Genomic DNA, 18,199 nt, shown 5'->3' with positions numbered 1-18,199 from the left:
ACGCGTCGCGGGCATGTTGCTTGCTTCTCAGTCCGGTCTCAGCCGGTTGAGCAGCATTTCGAATTCCGGTGTGCCACGATCAGCGCTTGCCGCGAGTCTTCCGCCGCTCAGCACCACGATGCGGTCTGCCAAGGCCGCTTCGCGGCGAATATGCGTGGCGATAACGAGGCTGCGTCCAGCGGCGGCGGCCAATCGTTCCAGCACCGCTCGACCGGTCTCTGCATCGAGGCTTTCGGTCGGCTCGTCGAGCAGCCACATCGGCGTATCGCGCAGGAATAGTCTCGCAAGCGCCAGTCGGCGCAATTGCCCGCCGGACAAGCCGGCACCACCTTCGCCGAGCCATGTGGAGAGCCCCTGCGGCAGCGTCTCGATATCATCAAGCAATCCCGCCGCCGCGAGCGCCTCGCGCAGCCGACAATCGTCGGCATCCGGTGCAGCCAGTTTCAGGTTACCTCGCACCGTGTCTTGAAACAGCTCGCTTCGTTGCGTGAGGCGTGTCGTCGGCAGACAGGCGACCGAGCCTTCAGTCGCAACGACCTCGCCCGCCAGCAAGGCCAGCAGCGTCGACTTGCCGACGCCGCTTTGCCCGACGACGGCCAATCGCTCGCCAACTGCCAGCGATAGGGAGAAATCATGCAGCACCGGACGTACTTCTTCCGCGTGGCCCGCGACAATGGACCGAAGCGCAAAGGCATAGCCGGCATCCGGGATGTCGATCCCGGTAGTTTCAGACGCCGGGTTCAGCCGAGGCGCGATGCGCCGCGCCGCAAGCAATGTTCGCCCAAGCTCCAGCGCTCCACGTCGCATGGCAGCGAAAGGCTCCGTAGCAGCGAATGCGATCAGAAGCGCGAAGGCGGCAGCCGGAGCGCCAATCGTGCCTTGCTTGGCAAGGAATGCGACCGTCAGCAGCGTTGCAGTCAACAGCAAGGTCGATGCGAGCGAGAAGCCTGCGGCGACACCGCTGTCGATCCGATTCAGAGCGTCGTCCGCTTCGCTCAGACGACGATCCGCCTCCTCGATGGCGCGTCGCTGCGCCTGCAGTTGGCCTACCATCGCGAGGTCGGTCTGGCCGGCGATGAGATCGATGGTTCGAGCCCGCAGAGCCTCCATCGCATGCGCGCGCCGTCTACCAGGCGTCAGGGCCATGCGTCCGGCAACGACCGAGAGACCAAGACAAATGACGACGAGCCATAGCCCCGCAAGGATGCCGAGCATCGGATCGATAAAGCTGAGGGAGACCATGACGGCGAATGCAGCGATCAAGGCAACCGTTGCCGGCACCAGCACACGCAGATAAAGCGAATCGAGCGCGTCGACATCGTTGGTCAACCGGAAGAGCAGCTTCGCAGGCCGTCTTATCATGGCCGCTGCGGCAACCGGCTCCGCCCAGCCGCGAAACAAGCGCTCGCGCAATGCCGCAAGAACCTTCAGCGTCGCATCATGCGTGACGATCCGTTCGCCATAGCGCGCCGCCGTCCGGCCGATTGCCAGCAGCCGTATGCCGGCCGAAGGCGCAAAGACATCAAAAACCGCAGCGCTGACGACCGATACTCCGGCAAAGGCGGAAGCGGTGATGAACCAACCGGACAGGCCGAGCAGACCGACACCGGCAAGCATCGCCAGCGCCGACAGGCCGGCGCCAAGAGCAAGGCTTGTGCGACGCTCGATCCAGAACAACCTGATAATGGGAAGAAGATGTGTCAGAGCACGCGTCATGCCCTTTCCCTCCGCGCTCCCGCATCCAGCTTGATGACGTGGCCCAGCCGCTCCGCGAGAACAGGATCATGGGTGGCAACGATCAAGGTGCGCCCCTTGGCAAGCGTCAGTAACGCCTCCGTCACAACAGCCGCAGTCTCGGCATCGAGATGGGCGGTGGGCTCATCGGCGAGAATGATCTCCGCGTCTGATCCGACCATCAGTCGCGCCAACGCCAGCCTCAGCGCCTCCCCACCAGAGAGACCCAGGCCGCCCTCCCCGACCGCCATCACGCGCTCGGCTGTCAGGACCTTGCTGAGGTCAACGCCGGCAAGGGCGTCTGCAACGGCATTCGCGTCGATCTCGTTGCGGCCGAGCCCGACATTGCGCCTGACGCTGCCAGCGAAAACATGTGGCGATTGACCAATCCAGGACATGCGGCGGCGCAGACCATCGGCGGTATCATCGCGCAGCGGCATGCCGCCGATCCGGATACTGCCGGCTTCACACCGCGCCAGACCGGCGATGAGCGATAAAATCGTCGTCTTGCCGGAACCGCTGGCCCCCCACAGCGCGACATGCTCGCCAGCAGCAACCGATAAAGTGACATGATCGATGACGGCTTTCAGCCCCGGCTGATGACGAAAGACGACACTATCGAGCTCGACCGAAGCCACACCGCCGTACACGGGCGTTCCCTCATCGCTGCCACCAAGAATGGCCTGCCGGGGCGATGCCAGGTCCTTCAAAGCGGCAAGTGCTGCCTCGCCGCTGGCACGATCGTGCCACACCGCAGACAATTCGCGCAGAGGCTCAAAGAAGGCCGGGGCCAGCAGGAGAATGAAGAGCCCTTCCGTGAGCGTAAGCGGGCCTTCCCACGTTCCGATATCGATCGAGCCAAGCAGGCTAAACCCGACGTAGACGGCCGTGGCGGCGACGCCGAGCGCTGCAAAGAATTCAAGCACCGCCGAGGACAGAAAGGCGATCTTCAACACGGCCATGGTGCGGATCCGCAGGGATTCGGCATCGGCCCGCAGCCTCAATGCCGTCGCATCGACCGCGCCCAGCGCGCGAATGGTGGCAAGTCCGCGCAACCGGTCGAGCAGGAACGCATTGATCCCGCCAGTCTCCGCAAGCTGCTTCTCGCTGGCAGCCTGCGCCCGCCAGCCGATCAGCGCCATAAAAATCGGGATCAAGGGCGCGCAGAGCGCGAGAACCAGCGCCGCAACCCAGGAGATCGGAAAAATACAGCCCAGCATGACGAGTGGGACGACGCTTGCTTTCATTCGGACAGGCCGGAACCTGGCAAGATAGGGAACGATCGCCTCGGCCTGCTCGCCGAGAAGGCTCGCGGCCAGCCCGGATGCAGGCCTGCCGCTATCGAGAGGCGATCGTCTTGCAAGCGTTGCCGCCGCCGCCGCCCGATGGACGCTCAATGCATGGCGGGCCGCACGAAAGGCCAGACGGCCACCGGCTGCCTCTAGAGACGCCCGAAGGATACCCAGACCTGCAACGACCGCAGCGGATACCGCCACCTCCGCAATGTCGCCGCCCCGACTAATCCCTCCCACACTGATCGCCAGCATGGCCGCCTGGCCAATCCATATCAGCGACGAGAGACAGAGAAGGGCCGACGCAAAACCGAGACCAGACCTTTTTTCGACCGGCGAATGCCGGATCGCTTTCCTGGCATCTGTGGTTTTCGAGTTGCCCGATCCCAAGGCGTCTCGCCTTTCCATCATACCTTCGCTGGCGGAGGAAGCACGCACGTTGGCTCACCCTTTCCAATCTATCTCTTCAAGTAAGGTTCGCGGAAAGGATGGGGCGTACGATCAGCATCGCATGCACATCCATCCGTCACCGAACCCTGAACGCACTTGCCGCAATCGATTATCTCGTAGCGCTAATATGACCGGCTTTTGCAGACTTGTCAGCGACAAGCATAGCATGGCCCGCCTCGCCGAAAGGTTGATCTCGCGGCAAGCTGTTCGCGAAATGGTTCTATGAGCATTGTGCACTGCGCAAAAGCGTGCAGGATGTCGCAGGACGTGTCACGGAGGATGGCAGATTGACGCAGAACCTACTGATCTCGCTTCAAAGTCTCGCAAAAATAGCCTGATGTAGCCGGGACGCTCAACTCGTTTGGCGGCTAAATTCTTTTGCATTGCAGCAATTTACGTGAGGTGACTGGCTCTGAACTTTCGCGACTCAACTTAGGGCGGCAAGGTTGTATATTTTTTCAAAAGCAGGCGCCCGACTCGCGTGAGCGCGACGATTTGACCGGCAGGATGATCGTTTAACCAGTTGATCCCTCGGCTTCATTCTTGCCGACCTGCTGGACAAACGTTTATGTGTCCGGGCAAAGGTATTTCGCGCTTGGTGGCAAGCGTTTGAGGTCGGTGCACAAGGGAGATTGTAATGTACGACAGGATTATTTGTGCAATCGGCCTTGGATCGCGCGAACGTGCCGAGCATTTGCTGCGGACGTCTCAGGCGCTTCTGGCGCCGCACGGCGAGCTGACCGTGGTGCATGTGGTCGAGCGCTTCCCCTCCGGCCACGAAAGCCCGGACGCATGGGCCGTCTCCGTCATCGGAGAGGCCGAAGAGAAGCTCAACACGCTTTGCCGCCGCCTCGGGATGACCACCACCATCGATGTCCGAACCGGCAACGCATCGAAAACGCTTCTCCTGATCGCCAAGGAGAGAAAAGCCGATCTGATCGTCCTGGCCACGCACGCTTCGGATATCCTCGACCGCCTCTTCGGCTCGACCGTGGAATACGTCATCCAGCACGCCGAGTGTTCGGTTCTTATCGATCGGGCGGAACGGCCGGCGTCGAAGAGCAAAAAATAGGTCGGATCGCCCGCTGAAAGGCAATCAGCTGCCATCGCTTGCTTTGCAATGCGACAGTGCTACATATCCGCGTCCATCCCGCGTCCAAGACGAGCCGAATGACTGAATCCGCCATTACTTGGAGTATCGCCGGGCTGACTGCCATAGGCGTCGTCGCACGCCCGTTTCGTTGGCCGGAGGCCGTCTGGGCGATACTTGGCGCAGCCCTTCTTCTCATATTCGGATTGATCGGGCCCAATGATGTCTGGGCAGGCGTCTCCAAGGGATTCGATGTCTATCTCTTCCTGATCGGCATGATGCTCCTGTCGGAGCTTGCCCGCAGGGAAGGACTGTTTGATTGGGTCGCCGCGATCGCCACGTCCCACGCCAAGGGCTCGCCCCGCCGGCTGTTCGCACTTGTTTATATCGTCGGCGTCGTGGTCACCGTCTTTCTGTCGAATGATGCCACTGCTGTCGTGCTGACACCGGCCGTCTATGCTGCCTGCCGCGCGGCACGGGTCAAAGACCCCATGCCCTACCTTCTGGTTTGCGCCTTCATTGCCAATGCCGCCAGTTTCGTACTGCCCATCTCCAATCCCGCCAATCTCGTAATCTTCGCAGGCGGCGAGATGCCGCCGCTGTCTCGCTGGATGGCAACATTTCTGCTGCCCTCGATCGTCTCGATCGTCGCGACCTTTGTCTGCCTCTACTGGACGCAAAGAAGCGCTCTGGCGGAGGATACTATCGCGCGCGCAGTCGAGGAGCCAACGCTGTCCCACAGCGCCAAACTGGCCGGATGGGGACTTCTCGTGACGGCGGTGATCCTGATCGGCGCTTCGGCCATGCATCTCGATCTCGGCGTCCCCACGTTCGTCGCAGGCATTGTTACAACGATCCTCGTTCTCACGCTCACCCGTCAAAGCCCGGTCGAAACCATCCGCGGAATCAGCTGGAGCGTATTGCCGCTCGTCGCCGGGCTGTTCGTCATCGTCGAAGCAGTCAATCATACCGGGCTGACCGCCCTTCTTTCTGACAGGCTCGCGTCGCTTGCTGCGCATTCTCAGGCACAAGCGGTCGGCGTCGCCGGAGTTTCTGTCGCGATCGTATCCAATCTCGTGAACAATCTGCCAGCTGGCCTCTTTGCCGGAAGTGCCGTGCAGGCCGCTCATGTACACGATTCGATAGCAGGCGCCGTGCTGATCGGCGTCGATCTCGGCCCGAACCTTTCAGTGACGGGTTCGCTTGCGACCATCCTCTGGCTTGCAGCATTGCGCCGCGAGGGCCTGCATATGGGCGCATGGAGCTTCCTGAAGCTCGGCGCAGTCGTGATGTTTCCGGCGCTGATGCTCTCCTTGGCAACACTCTCGTTGATATAAATGCAAACGGCGCAGAGCTTGTAGACGACCGGTCGATTATTTGTTACGCACCGACCATGGTGACCAGAAAGAAATCCGATCTGACGCGCAACCACATTCTCGAAATCGGGAAAGAACTGGTGCTGCGCAAGGGATTCGGCGGCGTAGGGCTCAAGGAACTGCTTGAACAAAGCGCCGTGCCGAAGGGGTCTTTCTATTACTATTTCGCGTCCAAGGAAGCATTCGGCTGTGCTCTTCTCAAGCAGTATTGCACCGATTATGCGGAGCGGCTCGATACGTTTTTTGCCTGGAAAGGAAACGGTCGTCAGCGGTTGCTCCACTATTGGAATGCTTGGATTTCGGACGGCAATGCCGGCAGCCTGGCCGATCGATGCCTGGTCGTGAAGCTTGCCGCCGAGATATCCGATCTGTCTGAAAACATGCGCGTGATCCTGCTTGGCGGTGTCGACGACCTGCTTCGCCGCATCAGCACCACGCTGACCGAAGGCCGCGAGGACGGCTCGATTTCCCCATCCTGCGTGCCGGAGAAGATGGCCCGCTCTCTCTACAGCCTTTGGCTCGGTGCGGCGATTCTCGCCAAACTTGGAAAAGACAAAGCGCCGCTCGATCAAGCCATGTTTGCCACCGAGCAGGCCCTTTCTGCGTCCGGTAGCCTGTGACCCAAGCCCGGATCGACACAACAAAATGCAAGGAAAACAAAATGCGTAGCGCCATTCACGAAGTCTTCGGCGATCCGGCTGCAGTCCTTCGTCTTGCCGAGATGCCGTTGCCGCAGCCGGTCGATGGACAGGTCAGAGTGCGCACCATCCTCTCCCCCATTCACAATCACGACCTCTGGACCGTGCGCGGCGCCTATGGCTACAAGCCGGCGCTGCCGGCTATCGGCGGCAGCGAGGCGGTTGGTATTGTCGATGCCGTCGGCCCTGGCTGTGATCGCCAGTTGATTGGCAAGCGCGTCGTCTCCGCCGGGGTACACGGGACCTGGGCCGAGCACTTCATTGCGCCTGTCGCAAGCCTTGTGCCCGTCCCCGACGTCATTTCCGACGAGGCCGCCGCACAGCTTATTGCCATGCCGTTCAGCGCCATCGCGCTTCTGGAATTTCTCGACGTCGAGAAAGGTGAGTGGATCATCCAGAACGCCGCAAACGGGGCCGTGGGCAAGACCCTTGCCATGTTGGCCCATAGCCGTGGTGTTCACTGTGTCAGTCTCGTCCGTCGCGACGCCGGGGTCGAAGAGATGGCAGCATTCGGCGTCGAGAATGTCATTTCGACTGCCGGCCCCGACTGGAAGTCCAAGGTTCGTGCTCTGGTCGGAAATGCGCCGATCAAAGCCGCCGTCGACTCCGTCGGCGGCGTCGCAAGCAACGACCTGGCTGACCTTCTGGGGGAAAACGGTCTGCTGATCACTTTCGGCACCGCCGCGGGCAGGCCGATGCAGATCGCGTCGGGCGCGGTCATTTTCAAGCAGCTGACCATCAAGGGCTTCTGGGGCAGCAAGATCAGCGCCGCCATGCCTGCCGAGGAGCGGTTGCGCTTGATCGCCGAGTTGATCCACCGCGTCGCCGTCGGGGAGGTCAAACTACCGGTCGAAGCGTCATACGAGATGACCGAGATCGCCGAGGCGGTGAAATCCTCAATGGCGCCAGGCAAAGCCGGCAAGGTTCTCCTGAAACCATGACCGGCGCGTCAAACTCCGGTCGCGGTTCACTTTAGAGTGACTTTGCGACCGCCGTGGCTGAGCTTTTCTTTAGATCCTGATCAGACTTTTGCGTTATCAAAAGCAAAAGTCTGATCAGTCGGAGTAGCATCGGTGAGCGCCGTGACATTGGAAGACGTTGACCGGCAAATCCGAAACGGGTTTCGGTTTCTTCGTTTCAAACCGGCGATCGAGGCGCTTTTCCTCAAGGACTACGCCGCAAGCCGCATCAAGCTGTCGCCGATCTGGGCTGTCGTCGGCACGCTGATTTACGATCTCGTTTATTTTGGCGACCGCACGATGATGGCGGACGTCTTCCAACAACTGGTCATGGTGCGTTTCGGGATTTTCACACCCTTTGCGCTGATTACCGTCGTGGCGCTGAGACGCTGGCCGAGCGCGCTCAACTACGATCTTCTAGCGATTAGCGTGGCTGTGCTCGGCGTTCTCCTGCCGATGTCGGTCGCCATGCACAGCGGCAGTCCTTATCTGTTCGTCTATCAGAACGGCAACGTCGCCGCCTTCCTGTTTTTCGTCATCGCCCTCAGGCCAAGATTTGTGACGATCCTGATCGGCCTCACGCTGATGTGCGCGGTACAATTCACGACCACCAAACTCAGCGGCGCCTTCGATGACGTCGTTTATACCGGCATCATCACTTTCTACGTCACGCTTGCGATTTTCCTCGTCCTCAGCGCCTATTTTTCGGAACACAAGGACCGGCTTAATTTTCTCAATCAGCTGCGCGGCAGCCTGCTCCACGTTCAGCTGGAGCAGAAGTCCGAACGCGACGAGCTCACCAGTCTGTTCAATCGACACTCCCTTGATCGCATGCGCTCCTCGATCTGGCGCCCCGATGGAGAGGTCCAATCCGTCGCGATCATCATGCTCGATATCGACAGGTTCAAGCTGTTCAACGATGTCCATGGCCACATGGAGGGCGACGATTGCCTTCGCGCCGTCTGCCAATGCATCTCGCGCGAGATCGGCGCCAATGGGACGGCATTCCGCTTCGGTGGTGAGGAAATTCTGGTCTTGCTGCCCGACACGACCTGCGAGGTCGCCTTCGCGATCGCCGAAAGAACCAGACGCTCCATTGAAACCTTCGCCATCCCTCATCGCGGTCTCGACGGCGGGCACGTCACGGCAAGCCTTGGCGTCACATGCGGCAGGCCTTCGCAAGACACACTCGAAGACCTTCTGAAAACGGCCGACGCCGCGCTCTATGAGGCAAAACGCGCCGGCCGGAATATGGTCATAGTTGCGCATGGCCCTTTCCTCAATTCGAGTGACGAGCCTCAAAACGACCATGACAGGGATTTCGGCGAGCCGTTGTCGGCGGCGTGATGCCGAGGCAAAAAATCTGAAAAATCGCTCTTGTTCCTCTAGTAGCTAGAGGATGTAGCAATGGTTCCAATAGCAAAATCGGAACCTGACGATGACTTCGACAACACAACAGAGCCGCTATCGCGTGGAAGGCATGGACTGCGCTTCCTGCGCTTCCAAGATCGACACAGCCGTACGTCGCTTGCCCGGCGTGGAGGACGTTTCCGTTTCGGTCACGGCAGGCACCATGACCGTGAAACACCAAGAAGACGAAACACTTGCTCCCGCCATTACAAAGAGGGTGACAGGGCTTGGGTATAAGGTGACGGCGCTTTCGCGAGCGAGCGCTTCCGTGACGAAGGCGGACGTAGGCGATCATGCTTGCGGCTGTGGGCATGACCATGACCATGACCATGACCATCATCACTCGCATGACCACGAAGAACATGATCACGCCCATCATGATCACGGTAAAGGTGCCCATCAGCATGAGCACGCAGGCCACGATCATGGTGCCACCAAAGACGAGCCGGCCATTGCCGGGCTCCACGGCCATGATCACGGTCCAACCAACGGACCATGGTGGAAATCGTCGAAGGGACGGCTGACCATTGCCAGTGGCGCAGCACTCGCGGTTGCCTGGGCGATTGGGAAAATGGTCCCGGAGCTCGATATCTGGATCTTCAGTGCGGCGATGCTGGTCGGCCTCATACCGATTGCCCGACGCGCATTCATGGCCGCCATGGTCGGAACGCCTTTTTCGATCGAGATGCTCATGACGATCGCTGCCGCCGGCGCCGTCATTATCGGTGCCAGCGAAGAGGCGGCCACCGTGGTCTTCCTGTTCCTGATCGGCGAATTGCTGGAAGGTGTCGCCGCCGGAAGAGCGCGGGCCAGCATCCAGTCGCTGACGGATCTCGTTCCCACGACGGCTTTGCTCGAGGAAAACGGCAAGACCCGAGAAGTACAGGCGGAGGATCTGGCTGTCGGCGCCGTCATTCTCGTACGGCCCGGCGATCGCATTCCAGCCGACGGCGTTATTTTGTCCGGTGAAAGCGCCATCGATGAAGCGCCGGTCACGGGCGAGAGCACGCCTGTGCGCAAGGGAGCTGACGAGCCCGTCTTTGCCGGCACCGTCAACGGAGATGCAGCGCTTCGCGTTCGCGTCACCGCGGCTGCGGCCGACAATACGATTGCACGCGTCGTCAAGCTGGTTGAAGAGGCACAGGAATTGAAGGCACCCACCGAACGCTTTATCGATCGTTTCTCGCGCTATTACACGCCGGGGGTGGTCGTCGTTGGCGCGCTCGTTGCCATTATCCCACCGCTCTTCATGGGCGGAACCTGGGCGGAATGGGTCTATAAAGGCCTCGCCATCCTGTTGATCGGCTGCCCGTGTGCCCTGGTCATCTCAACTCCGGCAGCCATAGCGGCCTCGCTGTCTTCGGGAGCAAGGCGCGGCCTTCTTCTCAAGGGCGGCGCCGTCCTGGAAAACATTGGCAAGGTGACCGCGGTCGCTTTCGACAAGACGGGGACGCTGACGGAAGGAAAGCCGAAAGTCACGGATATTGTCGCGCTCGGCGCGCAGGAGATGGAAGTGCTGCGCCTGGCAGCGGCCCTCGAAACCGGTTCAAGCCATCCGCTTGCTCGGGCGATCCTTGATCGCGCGTCGGCAGACGGCATCGAAATTCCCCAGATCGTCGATGCGAAGGCGATTGGCGGCAAGGGCATAAGCGGAATGGTGGATAGCGCCGAAATCTTCCTCGGCTCGCCGCAGGCAGCTGCCGAGAAGGTTCCGCTCACGCCGGAGCAATCGACCCGCATTGCCGCGCTCAACGACGAAGGCAAGACGGTCTCGGTTCTGATCGTCAAGGGCACCGCGGCCGGCTTGCTTGCCATGCGCGATGAACCCCGCGCCGACACGGCGGCAGGTCTGAAGGCCCTGACGGACGCTGGCATCAAGACCATCATGCTGACCGGCGACAACAAACGAACTGCGCAGGCCATCGGCAAGACACTCGGCATCGAGGTTCGGGCCGAGCTGCTGCCGGAGGACAAGCAGAGGATCGTCGGTGAATTGAAGAGCCAGGGCCTTCGCGTCGCAAAGGTCGGTGACGGTATCAACGACGCACCTGCTCTGGCCGCCGCCGATGTCGGCATAGCCATGGGCGGCGGCACGGATGTTGCGCTCGAAACCGCGGATGCCGCTGTGCTGCACGGTCGTGTCGGCGACGTCATGGAGATGATCGCTCTGTCCCGGCGGACGATGAGCAACATCAGCCAAAACATCACGATCGCGCTTGGTCTCAAGGCGGTATTTCTGGTGACCACCATCATCGGCATCACCGGTCTATGGCCTGCCATCCTTGCCGACACCGGCGCGACCGTGCTCGTCACCATGAATGCCCTGCGTCTTCTCGGCGGCAAGCGCAGGCAATTGACCGCCTAGAGCAAGCAGTAAATCTTCAACGGGCGCCGATTTCCGATCGGCGCCCGTTTCCCGTCATGGGTTCCTGATCGAAAGATAGCGACGCGGTGAAAGGCCAAACGCCTTTTTGAACATGGCAATGAAGCTGCTGGCGCTCGCATAACCGAGATTGTCTGCAACCTCGGCAATCGCACTGCCTGAGGTTAGATATTCAAGCGCCAGCATCAAGCGTGCCTGCTGACGCCAATTTGCAAACGACATGCCTGTTTCCGCATTAAAAAGTCGTCTTGCCGAACGCTCGGAAATGCCGGCTTTCTGCGCCAGTACTTGAAAGGTGTCCTCGCTCGCAGGCTCGCGCAGCACGGCCTCGGCAATGCGAAGCACCCGCCGGTCGGCCGGCATGGGCAGATGCAGACTTTCCGTCGGTGCGGCTCGAACCTCATCGAGCAAAACAGTCGCAAGGCGGCGCTGCGGCGCCGAAAGCGCGTCTTCCCAGTGCCAGCTCGTCGCTCGTCGCACGAGCGCGCGCAATACGTCGCTGACGCTTAGCACGCACGGACTTTTCGGCAGCCCGGCGCTTGCAGCCGGTGTCAGCAAAATTCCCCAGCCGCTCAGGACGCCATTGATGCTCGCCCTGTGCATGACACCAGGCGGGATCCATCCCGCTCGCCCAGGCGGCAACAGCCACGAGCCGGCAGGCGTGCGGACCGTCACCAGGCCGCTCTCTATGCAGAAGAGCTGTCCTCGCACATGAGAATGCCAGTCGTATTCCAGCGTCCCGAGCCGAAAAGCGCTCTCAGGCTCGTCCGATCCCCAAAAAGCGATCAGGGGCGGCCCGTCGGAGCGTTCGCCAATTTCTTCCAGGTCCATATCGGTTTGGCCGCCTTGCGATATTTAAAGTCCGAATGTCGTTATCACGGCCAGGCGCTCCAGCGCTATGGTTCTGCTCGAACTTAGAATGCAAACACAAACCAGAGCCCCAAATTTCATGCAGGATTTTCATGTTGCCATTATAGGCGCGGGCCTTGGAGGCCTCTGCCTCGCACAGGGTTTGAAGCGCGCCGGAATTCGCTTCGACGTCTATGAACGCGATCCGAAGCCAGATAGCCGCATCCAGGGCTACCGTATCCGCATAGACGCCGATGGTCAGAGAGCACTGGCGGCGTGCCTGCCGGCAAATCTCTTTGCTCTCTTTCAGGCAACAGCCTCCATCAGCGCTTCGGCCGGTCGCTTTCTGACCCCGCAGCTTCTCCCCGTCACGGGGCGAGCGCCGACAAGCTGGAACAGCGATGCGGATGACGACGCAGGCGATTTGAGCGTCAACCGTCAGACGCTTCGCGAAATCCTGCTTTCAGGGATTGAGGACCATGTTCATTTCGGACATGGCTTCATCGACTATCGCTGCCAAGACGATGGTTCGGTCGAGACCAGGTTCGAAAGCCACGCTCAGATACGCTGCAATCTGCTTGTGGGCGCAGACGGCGTAAACTCTCAGCTGCGCCGTCTACTTGCACCGCACGCCCGGCCGATCGATACCGGCTCGATCTGCATCTACGGCAAGGTCGACCTTCCGCTAGGTGACGCCGCCGACCTCGAAGAGGGCACGACCGTTGTCTTTGCCGATGGTTGCACGGCAATCTTCGATCTGATGCGGTTCGACGATGATTTTACGAAGCTCGCTGAACGCTTTGCACCTGGCTGCAACCTCACCCCGATAAGAGATTATCTCTATTGGGCCCTGATCGGCCCTCGCCGGCGGTTAGGCCTGACAGACGATGACATCGATCGAGATCCTCGGCCGGCGCTCGAGGGCGTAACGCAAGACTGGCACTCCAGTCTGAAGCAGATCATCGGCCGCACCGACCGCCACGACATCGCAGCCCTGCCGGTGCGAAGCGGTCGTCCGGATGCGCTCTGGCCTCCTGGTGCGGTCACCCTTCTTGGTGATGCGATCCATGCCATGAGCCCCGCCGGCGGACTCGGCGCCAACACGGCATTGATGGACGCACATGCTCTCTCCGAAACTCTCGCCAACGCGCTTGCAACGTCCGGGGCGCCCAATGCCCTGCTGCTTTACGAAGCCGACATGCGCGAGAGAGCCATCCGCGCCATCGATGCGTCGGAACGTGGCGCAGCCATGCTGTTTGAAACCAAAGCTTGAGGGACATATCATGACAATAGATGTAACAACCTTCACCGTCCACGACGTCTCGCTGTGGCCGATCGTTCGGCAGAGCGCGCAGTCGGTTCATCCGGGTTATGCCACACAATGGGCGCACGAAATGGATTCCCTCCTTTCCATTTCCATGCCCTTCGTTGTCATCATGGAGGGTGACCAACCGGCGGAAGATCACGAAGATCGAAAGGCGCGCGGTATTTGGCTGAAGAAAAACAAAGCTGCCCTCGCCTCGGTCTGCAGGGCCGTCATCGGCGTTGAGCCAAGCGCCCTTAAACGCGCAGCCATACAGGTCCAGATGAGCCTCGCGACCAAGGCTTTTGGCACGCGAATGGAGATGGTGAGTTCCGAGCAGGAAGCTCTCGCGCTTGCGACAAGAATCCTTGAGGATCGCCAGAGCGAGAATTAACCGGCATTCACTTCCGCGTTGCTCGCATGTCGACTTTATTGGGCGTATGGCGCTGTTTCCCAGCCAGCTGGCTGCCGGGATCGTCGCCACCTCGACTGGCGGCCACTATTTCCTATGGCTCACGTAAAAACAAGTGCATTAAACTCAAGAATAGCTATAGCAATGCAAGCCCATATCTTGGTAGACGTGAGCGCAGCATCGAGCACCCGCCTGCGGATCGAACGGTGCGCAGAGACGAAGGAATGTGAATGATGATGACGAGTGGCTCAGAAGCACGCTCCGTGCCTCCTGTCGACGTTTCAACCATGGGCGGTGAAGATCTTTTCCAGCTCGACGGTGTCTCTTTTGGCGTTGGCGGCCGAACCCTGCTTCAGCCTTTGAACCTGACGCTCGCGCCGCGACGCATTGTCGGTCTGATCGGTCACAACGGCTCTGGGAAGTCGACGCTGCTCAAGCTGCTGGCCAGACAGCAGCCTCCGGCCGCCGGCACCATCCGCTTCGAAGGCAAGCCCCTGACGGAGTGGGGTGACCGGGCCTTCGCGCGCAAGGTCGCCTATTTGCCTCAGGCCACGCCTGCCGCCGCCGGCATGCTGGTGCGCGAACTGGTCGCGCTCGGACGCTATCCATGGCACGGCGCTCTTGGCCGCTTCGGGCAAACCGATCGCGAAAAGGTCGAGGAAGCCATGAAGCTGACGGATGTCGCCGGCATGGCCGACCGGTTGGTCGACACGCTTTCCGGCGGCGAGCGCCAGCGCGTCTGGCTTGCGATGCTCGTTGCCCAGGATGCGGAGTGCCTGCTGCTCGACGAACCGATATCCGCACTCGACGTTGCCCATCAGATCGAAGTGCTGTCTCTTGTCCAGAGCCTCAGCCATGCAAGAGGCCTCGGCGTCGTCGTCGTGCTGCACGATGTCAACATGGCCGCCCGCTTCTGCGATCACATCATCGCCCTACACTCCGGCAAGATCATCGCCAACGGGCCACCGGACGATATTCTGACGACGGAAGCGCTGAAATCCATCTATGGCCTCGACATGCACATCATACAGCACCCGGCATCAGGTCATCCTGTCGCCATCCCGACCTGATTGATCAGCAGCCGACATATCAAAAACGGAGCAAGATCCTTGCTCCGTTTGCTTTGCTGAATGCGTGTCGATATCAGGATGCCGATCGTCGCAGGACCGGCGTGGCTTTCCATCCCAATTCCGGAGCGATCGAGGTCACGAAGTCGTGCAGGATCTGCCTGTATTCCTCATCTTGAAACTCATAAGGCAGCTCCAGGCGGAATTCGCTGACGTAAGGCAGGATAGGATCGGCAAACAGACGCTCCAGAATCTCGTCCGACGTGCCGACGATATCGCGGTCAAAAAGCGTTCTGCGATCGCCTTGTGGCGAGAGCGTGCGCTCGTGACGTCCCGCCGCGTAATCCGTATAGCGCTTTCGCGTCAAGGAATCCGCGCTATCGAACGGCACGATGACACGTCCAAGCGCCACGCGCCTCTCCTCGCCACCCGAAGCCCGATAGGTCTTGAGCTGCCTCGACTGCGCGACGAAGAAATCATCGGTCTCTTCCCCTGTCGTCACATTGCCGATCAGGAGATTGAAACCGCTCCTTCCGGCCCATTCCGCTGAGCGCAACGACCCGCCGCCGTACCATATGCGATCGATCAAACCCTTCGCATAGGGTTGCAGGCGTGGCCGCTGGGGGCCGAAGGGCGTCTTTATGACTGTCTTCTGATCGCCAATATAGGTCCCTCGCAGATTATTGGCGAAACGCAGCACTCTCTGGTGTGAGAAATCATGACTTTCCCAATCACCGTCAAAGGCAAGTGGACCGATCAGATCCGCGTGCAGGGGCCGCCCCGCACTCAAGCCGATGTTCAGTCGCCCACGCGAGAGAACGTCCACCGTGGCAAGGTCCTCCGCCAGACGATAGGGGCTTTCGTAGCCGATCGGGATCACGGCCGTTCCGAGCTCGATGGTGCGCGTCCGCTGCGTTGCCGCCGCAAGGAAGGCGCTGGCTGATGATATGCCCGGCTCAAGATGCCGCTGGCGGACCCAAGCGCTGTCAAACCCCTTTTGCTCACCGTGTTCAAGCAGTTGCAGGGTTTGTTCCAAGCCCGCCAAGGGATCTTCGTCCGGATAGTTGCCTGGTGTCAGAAAGCCGATGTGGCGGATCGATGGGGTTGGATGGCTCATCGCACGTCTCCTCAATATTTCGGCAAGCCGGGCGGGTTTGTTTCCGAAGCAGGCAACGCTTCCTCGGCGAGATGCCAGTGATCCAGTATCTTTGCGTAGGTGCCGTCCTTGATGAGACCATTGGTGGCCGCGGTCAGTGCATCGGCAAGGCCGCTGCCCTTGCGCGTGGTGATCGCGACATCGGACCGGTCCGGCCAGCCTGCGCTAAGCGTGCCGACGCGCTTGATGTTCTTGTCGCGCGCGGCGATGTAGACGAGCTGAGCGTGAGGCTGCACGATGACGTCGGCACGAGCCGATTGCAGTGCGAGAAGGCTCGCCGCGTCATCGTCATAATATTGCAGCTCGATCGGCTTCAGGCCGGCTTTGACGTCTTCATCGCTCCATTTCAGCAGAATCCGCTCCTGATTGGTGCCGGCGCCGACGATGATCCGCAGACCCGCCGCATCCTTGGGCTCCCTGATTGACGCAATCCTGCTGTCGCTTTTGACGAAGAACCCGTGAAGTCCCTGGCGATAGGTGGAGAAATCGAACTTCTCCTTGCGCTGCTCGGTCACGCCGACATTGGAAATGACAGCGTCGTATTTGCCCGATGTCAGTCCGAGCGGCCAATCGATCCACGCCACCGGAACCAGGTCCAGCTGCAGACCAAGCGCGTCGGCAACGGCATAGGCATAATCCGGATCCGCCCCGACGACGGTCTTCGCGTCTGTCGCGTAGGTGGCAAGCGGCGGTCCGCCGGGCGCGACCGCCACGGTGAATTTCCCCGGCGTCACGAACTTGAAATCCTTCGGGATGGCGGCAATTGCCGCCTCGTTCTTTGCCGCATGAATGCGTCCCGGCTGCTGAGGACTAAGATCGAAATCCTCGGCCGCGCTCGCCGGTCCAAGACCGATCAAGGTAATAGCGGCAACGGCGGCAAACCTGCTTCTAAGGCTGGAAAGAATAGTCACGGAAACTGTATCTCCATCTGAGATTCATGGGAGCGGACCGGCGAGGGCCCCACCAACGCCGGTCCGCTCGACCAACATTACGAACCGCTCTTCGGCAGGCCCGCAGGGTTGGTCTTGGATTGATCGACCGCTTCGGCAGCCAGGCTCCAGTGCTTCAGCACTTCGCCATATTTGCCGTCCTTGATCCGATCGTTGATGGCGAGTGTGAGGGCATCGGCAAGACCAGCGCCCTTCTTCGTGGTAACCGCGATTTCAGCCGTCAGCGGCCATCCGCCCGAGACGGTTCCGACAAGCTTGCGCGTGCCGTTGATCGAGGCCTTATAGGCCTGCGTCGCATTCGGATTGAATTCGACATCGGCGCGACCGGACTGCAAAGCAAGATCGGCGGCGGCACGATCGTCATAATACTGAACTTCGATCGGCTTCAGGCCGGCTGCGACGTTCTGACGATCCCATTCGAGAATGATCTTTTCCTGGTTGGTCCCGGCGCCAGTGATGACCTTGAGACCTGCGACATCCTTCGGTTCCTTGATCTCGGCGATCTTGCTGTCCGCTTTCACGTAGAAGCCAAGCACGTCGCGCCGGTAGGTCGAGAAGTCGAATTTCAGCTTCCGCTCTTCGGTGACAGTCACGTTGGAAATCACCGCATCATACTTGCCGGAGGAAACCCCGAGCGGCCAATCCTCCCAGGCAACGGGGACCAACTCGAGCTGCAGACCGAGGGAGTCGGCAAGCAATTGCGCGATATCGGGATCGGCGCCGACGACGGTCTTCGCATCCGTCGCGTAAGTGGCGATAGGCGGATCCCATGGGTTGATCGCCACCGTGAGCTTGCCGGGAGTGACGAACTTGAAGCCCGGTGCGATCGCCTTGATCGCTGCCTCATCCTTCTCCGCCCTGATGCGGTTGGATGTATCCGGGCTCAGATTGAACTTCTCGGCTGCACTGGCCGGAGTGCAATTCAGCGCTACGGCTGTAATGACCCCCGCGAGCACGTACCGTGCACTATCTAAAAATGCCATGTCCCTTCTCCGTTTCATCTTAAAGTTGTCTTGGTTGTCGTCATTGCCCGAATGCCGTCGGGGCTCGGCATTTTTTCGCCAGCGCTT

At 60.4% G+C, this 18,199-nt stretch carries 15 protein-coding genes; 9 read left to right on the top strand and 6 right to left on the bottom strand.

Going from position 1 to position 18,199, the window contains the following annotated elements; genetic code table 11:
• Positions 1-27: 27 nt before the first annotated feature.
• Together cydC and cydD are read right to left on the bottom strand one after the other, a co-directional pair.
• A complete protein-coding gene (cydC, locus tag HGP17_RS13885) occupies positions 28-1,716 on the bottom strand; it encodes a thiol reductant ABC exporter subunit CydC (RefSeq protein WP_168809815.1) in 1,689 nt (562 codons plus the stop codon).
• A complete protein-coding gene (gene cydD / locus HGP17_RS13880) occupies positions 1,713-3,464 on the bottom strand; it encodes a thiol reductant ABC exporter subunit CydD (RefSeq protein WP_348648932.1) in 1,752 nt (583 codons plus the stop codon). Before cydD ends, cydC begins: the two co-directional genes overlap by 4 nt.
• 649 nt (positions 3,465-4,113) lie before the next feature.
• Here cydD and HGP17_RS13875 point away from each other — a divergent pair.
• The 6 genes from HGP17_RS13875 to HGP17_RS13850 all read left to right on the top strand — a co-directional run bounded on the left by HGP17_RS13875 (position 4,114) and on the right by HGP17_RS13850 (position 11,374).
• Positions 4,114-4,548: a universal stress protein gene (locus tag HGP17_RS13875; protein WP_168809813.1), complete on the top strand. Its 435-nt coding sequence runs from the start codon at positions 4,114-4,116 to the stop codon at positions 4,546-4,548.
• A 98-nt stretch (positions 4,549-4,646) separates the two neighbouring features.
• On the top strand, positions 4,647-5,903 hold the full coding sequence (locus HGP17_RS13870) for an arsenic transporter (RefSeq protein WP_168809811.1): 1,257 nt from the start codon (positions 4,647-4,649) through the stop codon (positions 5,901-5,903).
• A 56-nt stretch (positions 5,904-5,959) separates the two neighbouring features.
• The gene (locus HGP17_RS13865) at positions 5,960-6,562 is read left to right on the top strand and encodes a TetR/AcrR family transcriptional regulator (protein ID WP_168809809.1); all 603 of its coding nucleotides are present in this window, start codon (positions 5,960-5,962) and stop codon (positions 6,560-6,562) included.
• A 41-nt stretch (positions 6,563-6,603) separates the two neighbouring features.
• On the top strand, positions 6,604-7,581 hold the full coding sequence (locus tag HGP17_RS13860; RefSeq protein WP_168809807.1) for a zinc-binding dehydrogenase: 978 nt from the start codon (positions 6,604-6,606) through the stop codon (positions 7,579-7,581).
• Between the two features lie 132 nt (positions 7,582-7,713).
• The gene (locus tag HGP17_RS13855) at positions 7,714-8,946 is read left to right on the top strand and encodes a GGDEF domain-containing protein (RefSeq protein ID WP_168809805.1); all 1,233 of its coding nucleotides are present in this window, start codon (positions 7,714-7,716) and stop codon (positions 8,944-8,946) included.
• A 91-nt stretch (positions 8,947-9,037) separates the two neighbouring features.
• Positions 9,038-11,374, top strand: a complete 2,337-nt coding sequence (locus HGP17_RS13850) for a heavy metal translocating P-type ATPase (RefSeq protein WP_168809803.1) — start codon at positions 9,038-9,040, stop codon at positions 11,372-11,374.
• A gap of 54 nt (positions 11,375-11,428) precedes the next feature.
• On the opposite strand, the gene HGP17_RS13845 is transcribed toward HGP17_RS13850, so the two are convergent.
• The gene (locus HGP17_RS13845; RefSeq protein WP_168809801.1) at positions 11,429-12,223 is read right to left on the bottom strand and encodes a helix-turn-helix transcriptional regulator; all 795 of its coding nucleotides are present in this window, start codon (positions 12,221-12,223) and stop codon (positions 11,429-11,431) included.
• A 118-nt stretch (positions 12,224-12,341) separates the two neighbouring features.
• Between HGP17_RS13845 and HGP17_RS13840 the strand changes: the two genes are divergently transcribed.
• The 3 genes from HGP17_RS13840 (at position 12,342) to HGP17_RS13830 (ending at position 15,026) form a co-directional block, all read left to right on the top strand.
• Positions 12,342-13,514 carry an NAD(P)/FAD-dependent oxidoreductase gene (locus HGP17_RS13840; protein ID WP_168809799.1) on the top strand — a complete coding sequence of 391 codons (1,173 nt, stop codon included), beginning with the start codon at positions 12,342-12,344 and terminating at the stop codon, positions 13,512-13,514.
• Positions 13,515-13,524: 10 nt separating this feature from the next.
• The gene (locus HGP17_RS13835) at positions 13,525-13,938 is read left to right on the top strand and encodes a hypothetical protein (RefSeq protein ID WP_168809796.1); all 414 of its coding nucleotides are present in this window, start codon (positions 13,525-13,527) and stop codon (positions 13,936-13,938) included.
• Positions 13,939-14,243: 305 nt separating this feature from the next.
• Positions 14,244-15,026, top strand: a complete 783-nt coding sequence (locus HGP17_RS13830) for an ATP-binding cassette domain-containing protein (protein WP_168810084.1) — start codon at positions 14,244-14,246, stop codon at positions 15,024-15,026.
• Positions 15,027-15,099: 73 nt separating this feature from the next.
• On the opposite strand, the gene HGP17_RS13825 is transcribed toward HGP17_RS13830, so the two are convergent.
• From HGP17_RS13825 to HGP17_RS13815, 3 genes are all read right to left on the bottom strand, one after another.
• Positions 15,100-16,140, bottom strand: a complete 1,041-nt coding sequence (locus tag HGP17_RS13825; RefSeq protein ID WP_168809794.1) for an LLM class flavin-dependent oxidoreductase — start codon at positions 16,138-16,140, stop codon at positions 15,100-15,102.
• Positions 16,141-16,151: 11 nt separating this feature from the next.
• Positions 16,152-17,042 (bottom strand): ABC transporter substrate-binding protein, encoded by an 891-nt coding sequence (locus tag HGP17_RS13820; protein ID WP_348648939.1) that lies wholly within the window; start codon positions 17,040-17,042, stop codon positions 16,152-16,154.
• Positions 17,043-17,167: 125 nt separating this feature from the next.
• Positions 17,168-18,112, bottom strand: coding sequence for an ABC transporter substrate-binding protein (locus HGP17_RS13815; protein ID WP_168809791.1), 945 nt, complete (start codon positions 18,110-18,112; stop codon positions 17,168-17,170).
• Between the last annotated feature and the right edge of the window lie 87 nt (positions 18,113-18,199).

It is taken from the genome of Rhizobium sp. P38BS-XIX, assembly GCF_012641435.1.
Taxonomy (GTDB): Bacteria; Pseudomonadota; Alphaproteobacteria; order Rhizobiales; family Rhizobiaceae; genus Rhizobium.
The sequence above is the reverse complement of the archived record's forward strand: the minus strand, read 5'-3'. Positions and strand labels throughout refer to the sequence as shown.